This window comes from uncultured Winogradskyella sp., from assembly GCF_963975125.1.
In the GTDB taxonomy this organism is placed as follows: Bacteria; Bacteroidota; Bacteroidia; order Flavobacteriales; family Flavobacteriaceae; genus Winogradskyella.
On the sequence record NZ_CAXBGB010000131.1, the window covers coordinates 1 to 4,788 of the forward strand.

Annotated in this window: 3 protein-coding genes; 2 read left to right on the top strand and 1 reads right to left on the bottom strand. The window is 32.7% G+C overall.

Annotation, left to right across the window (positions count from 1 at the left end):
• Positions 1 to 44: 44 nt before the first annotated feature.
• On the bottom strand, positions 45 to 1,880 hold the full coding sequence (locus AAC053_RS13550) for a sodium:proton antiporter (RefSeq protein ID WP_339757714.1): 1,836 nt from the start codon (positions 1,878 to 1,880) through the stop codon (positions 45 to 47).
• A 124-nt stretch (positions 1,881 to 2,004) separates the two neighbouring features.
• On the opposite strand from AAC053_RS13550, the gene AAC053_RS13555 reads away from it, so the two are divergent.
• Both AAC053_RS13555 and AAC053_RS13560 read left to right on the top strand, forming a co-directional pair.
• Entirely contained in the window at positions 2,005 to 2,853 is an 849-nt protein-coding gene (locus AAC053_RS13555) for a universal stress protein (RefSeq protein WP_339757717.1), read from the top strand.
• Positions 2,850 to 4,788 (top strand): SulP family inorganic anion transporter (locus AAC053_RS13560; RefSeq protein WP_339757720.1); only part of this gene is annotated, 1,939 nt, incomplete at its 3' end. The genes AAC053_RS13555 and AAC053_RS13560, both read left to right, overlap by 4 nt.

Here is a 4,788-nt window from a genome sequence, read left to right on the forward strand (position 1 = left end):
TTTTTAGAAATATTAAAACCTCAGCACACAAATCTCTGAGGTTTTTATACTTTTTCTACATCAAAGGGTCTTCCTAAGTAAACCAATTTATAACCCTCGCCTATTTCATCAAATTCTGTATTATATGACGATATAATGTGAAGCTCTGCTTTATCATCCTTTAAAAATAATGGAATCATGTCTTTGTCCTTATTGGTAAAATCTATAAGGCTTGTGTAATGTGCTTTGTCTTCAATATCTATTTCTTGAATCGAGGGGAAATTTCTTGTCACTTCAGATAGTGATATATAGTCATCTGTATGGGAAAACAAACCTTCTTTGGGATTATTCTCTGGATTATTCATTTCATCAGTTGTTACTAATCTAAATGATCCGTTCTCACCAAACTGGTTGCGAAATTTATTAATTGCATATTTGTTTATATCAGAACTCCCTGTCATTGCCATCAAATAACCAACATCATTTAATTCAATATTATCGGTTAAGGCATCAGAATAAATATTGGTGTTTAAGGCCTCTAGCCCTAATTCTTTAGCTTTAGCAATATTATTTTGGTTACTGTCAATAAGCACTACGTGTCTTCCGTGTGTTTCTAAATAGTGTCCCAATAACCTAGATACTTTAGAGGCACCAACAATTAAAATTCCGTTAGATTTTTTTAAAAATACGCCTACAATCTTGGCAAATAATCGAGCGGTTGTTGCGTTTAACAACACGGTTCCTAACACAATGACAAACACCAGTGGTGTAATATATTCTGCTCCCACAACCCCTTTACTTGCTAATTTCAATCCAAAAAGAGATGCAATACCGGCTGCAACAATACCACGAGGACCAACCCAACTTATAAAAAGTTTTTCGTTGAGTTTTAATGTAGAACCATACGTACTTAGAAAAACACCTATGGGTCTTATTAAAAATACAATAATGAAGAAAAGAACAGCTGTTTTCCAATTGTAAATTAAAAGTAGTTCATCAAAATTAATGTTAGCTGCTAATAGTATAAAAAGTATTGAAATAAGCAGAATGCTCAGCGATTCCTTAAAATATAAAATATCTTTTAAGTGAGGTGAATTAGAGTTCCCCATAACCATTCCCATAACAACTACTGCTAATAAGCCAGATTCGTGAGCAAAGCTGTCTGATAAAACAAAAACACCTAAAACAGCAGCTAATGAAAACACATTCATTAAATAATGAGGTACCCATTTTTTATTCAGTATTAGGTTAAGCGCATGTGCAAAAGTGAATCCAAACGTAGATCCAAAAAGCACAATTTTCCCAAATTCAATAAGCGCAGTTTTGGTAAATTCTCCACCAGCATCAACACTAATAAATTCATAAACCAATACCGCAACTAAAGCGCCAATTGGGTCTATTAGAATACCTTCCCATTTCAGTACGGCAGAAACATCTTTTTTTAAAGGTATATTTCGTAAGATTGGGGTAATTACTGTTGGGCCAGTAACAATAATTAATCCAGAAAACAAAAATGAAATCTCCCAACTTAAGCCAAAAATAAAATGAGCCGCAACCGCTGCTATAAAAAATGTAACCATGGAACCAATAGTTATCAGTTTAGTAATTACTGGTCCAACATTTTTTATTTCACTTAATTTTAGCGTAAGTCCTCCTTCAAAAAGAATAATACTAATAGCTAGGGAAACAAAATAAAACAGACTCTCATCAGGAAATAAACCTTCTTTGCCATTCCAGATAGGTTCTATCCATTTAGTACCATCTTCAGAAAGAAATTCTGCAGCAATTGGCCCAACCAAAAGACCAATTAAAATTAATGGTAAAATTGAGGGTATTTTAAGTTTCCAAGCAACCCATTGTGCTAATATGCCTAAAATAATAATACCTGCTAACTCTAACATGAATAGTTTTTTTGTGAAAATACTAAATAATACAATTAAAAATAAGGCTAATGGACATTATGAGTTAAGAGTTTTTAAAAAAATGTTATCTTTCAAAACTGACTAATAAATCAATTTATCTAAGTTGTCTTTTCTACCTTTTAATACAATCGGAATTGGTGTTACCTTTTCCCCTAACCTTAAAGCTAACCTATATGAAGCCGCTAGGTTATCTCTAATGTTTAAGAGTAAATTGGTTTTGATTCATGTTGGTGAAAAATCTGCTGATAAACAAACTCAATTCCTTTCGATATTAGAACCATTTATAAAAGATAATTTAGAAGTTGATATCGTTTTTAAGACGGGTGATCCTGTAGATGTTATCTTATCAACTTCTAAAGAAAAGCAGATAGATTTATTGATTTTAGGAGCATTGCAACGCGAAAATTTCTTGAAATATTATGTAGGTTCTATTGCTCGAAAGATTACTCGTCAAGCAAAATGCTCTATTTTATTGCTTATAAAACCTTCGATCAAAAGAGTCCCTTGCGAACATATTGTGGTTAACGGTTTAAAAGACCCTAAAACACTGCAAACATTAGCTTCTGCATTTTATGTTGCCAATGCTTTAAATTCAGATAAAGTCACTATTGTTGAAGAAATAACCCAAGATGAATTAGCTATTAAGGTTGAAGATGATAAATCCTTAAGAATGGCTACTATTATTAAGGAACGGATAAAACTCCGAGAGAACTCTAGAGTAAAAGCCATTATTGAAGGTATTCCAGAAGTTTACACAAAAAATGTAGTTATAAAGTCACAACCTATTTTTGGTAAAAAAGGATATTCTATTGGTCATTATGCACAAATAGCACGAGCAGATTTACTGGTTATGAATTCACCAAGTAAAATGAGCTTTTGGGATCGACTTTTCCCTCATGATATAGAACATATACTAACCGAATTACCAACCGATGTTTTAATCATTCAATGAGCCCAAAAAAGAACAATATAAAGACATTTTTTAAGGCGTTACCTAAGAATATTTTTTCTGGCTTCGTGGTAAGTCTTATTGCATTACCATTAGGGTTGGGATTAGCAATGGCAAGTGAAGCTCCACCAATCGCTGGTGTTATAGCAGCTGTAGTTGGTGGTGTCGTGGTTTCCATTTTTGGTGGTAGTCATGTTACAATTGCTGGTCCAGGAAACGGGTTAGTTGGAGTACTTTTGGTTGCTATTACTACATTGGGCATAGAAAGTGCTTATGCGGCTATAATATGCTCTGGAATTTTATTAGCTATTTTAGGGTTTCTTCGTTTAGGAAAATTAGCCGATTTTTTTCCTTCTTCTGCTATACAAGGAATGTTAGCGGCTATTGGACTTATTATTCTCGGCAAGCAATTTCATATTATGCTGGCGCATAAAATTAAACGCGTAGACACTATTGATTATCTTATTGAGATACCATATACCATTAATGACGCGATTCATTATGATAACACGGGTTTAATTTACGCGGCAATTGCAGGTGTGCTAAGTTTAATTATTATGGTGTTTTACCCACGGATTAGAAATAAGTATTTACAGCTTATTCCTGCTCCTATGTGGATAGTTATCCTTTCTATTGGGTTTAGCTACTATTTTGAAATTGTTGCTCATGAGACTAATCCAATATCTCAACTTTATATGATTTCTGGTATTCCGGAATTTAAAGATATAATAGCACAATTACCTTCTGTGAATTTCGGTAAAGTAAATGAACTCACTTTCTGGTCTAGTGTTTTTGCTTTAACACTGATTGCGAGTATAGAATCGCTTCTGAGTATAAAAGCTGTTGATAAACTAGATCCAGAAAAAAGACGCTCTAATGTGAATTTAGATTTAAAAGCATTAGGATTAGCAACTATTGGTAGTGGGTTTTTAGGTGGGCTAAATGTGGTAACCGTAATTGCTAGAAGTTCTGTAAATGTCAATAACAACGCAAGTAACCGCTCTTCTAACTTTTTCCATGCTACATTTTTAGTTATTTTTATAGTGCTATTCAGCACGCAGCTCACAAGAATTCCTTTACCTGCTTTAATGGCAATATTAGTTTTTACTGGCTACAAACTAGCTTCTCCTATTACAATTAAAAAAATATTTTCGATAGGTAAGGAACAAATAGTCATTTTTTTTGTTACGCTTTTTGTTACGCTAAAAGTTGGCCTTATCACAGGTATACTTTCTGGGGTAATTATAACATTTTTAATTCATATTATAATTAATAAAAGTGCCTCGTTGTTTTTTAGGAATGTATTAAAACCAAATGTTTTAATGTTTCAAGAACAAGATAACGGAAACTACTATGTAAGTGTAAAGCATTTTTGCAGCTTTTTAAACTTTTATAGATTAAAAGAGAAGCTCGATGCTGTGCCAGAAAATAATGATATTATTATTGATTTTTCATTGTGCGAATTCGTCGATCATACAGTTATGGAAAACCTAAATAGTTATCGCGATTTATTTATAAAAAGAGATGGTCATTTTGATGTTATAGGTTTAGATTTGCTCGACTCAGAATCTGAACATCCATTTGCACTAAGACGTTTACTTCCCGTTCCAAACATTATTCAAAGCGGGCTTACAAAACGGCAAAACCATATTGAAGAACTTGCAAAAGATTATGGATTAAGTTATGAATATAAAAAAGAAAAGGAGACACACTTTTTAGATAAATTCCATTTCTTCAGAACAAAATCTATTGAACACATTTACAATAAACTATCTACTAAAAATAGTGTACTCACCATTTTTGACATCGAATTTTCAGAAGGAGAATTTATTGCAAAAGAAACCATAAGAACCACTATGCTGCATATAACTTTAGGGAGGAAGATTCCTAAATTTACCTTAGATAGAGAGGGTTTTCTTGAAAAAGTTTATGCTTTTG

Coding starts and splice junctions, on each gene's coding strand:
- AAC053_RS13550 (WP_339757714.1), bottom strand. CDS start 1,880: ATGTTAGAGTTAGCAGGTATTATTATTTTAGGCATATTAGCACAATGG.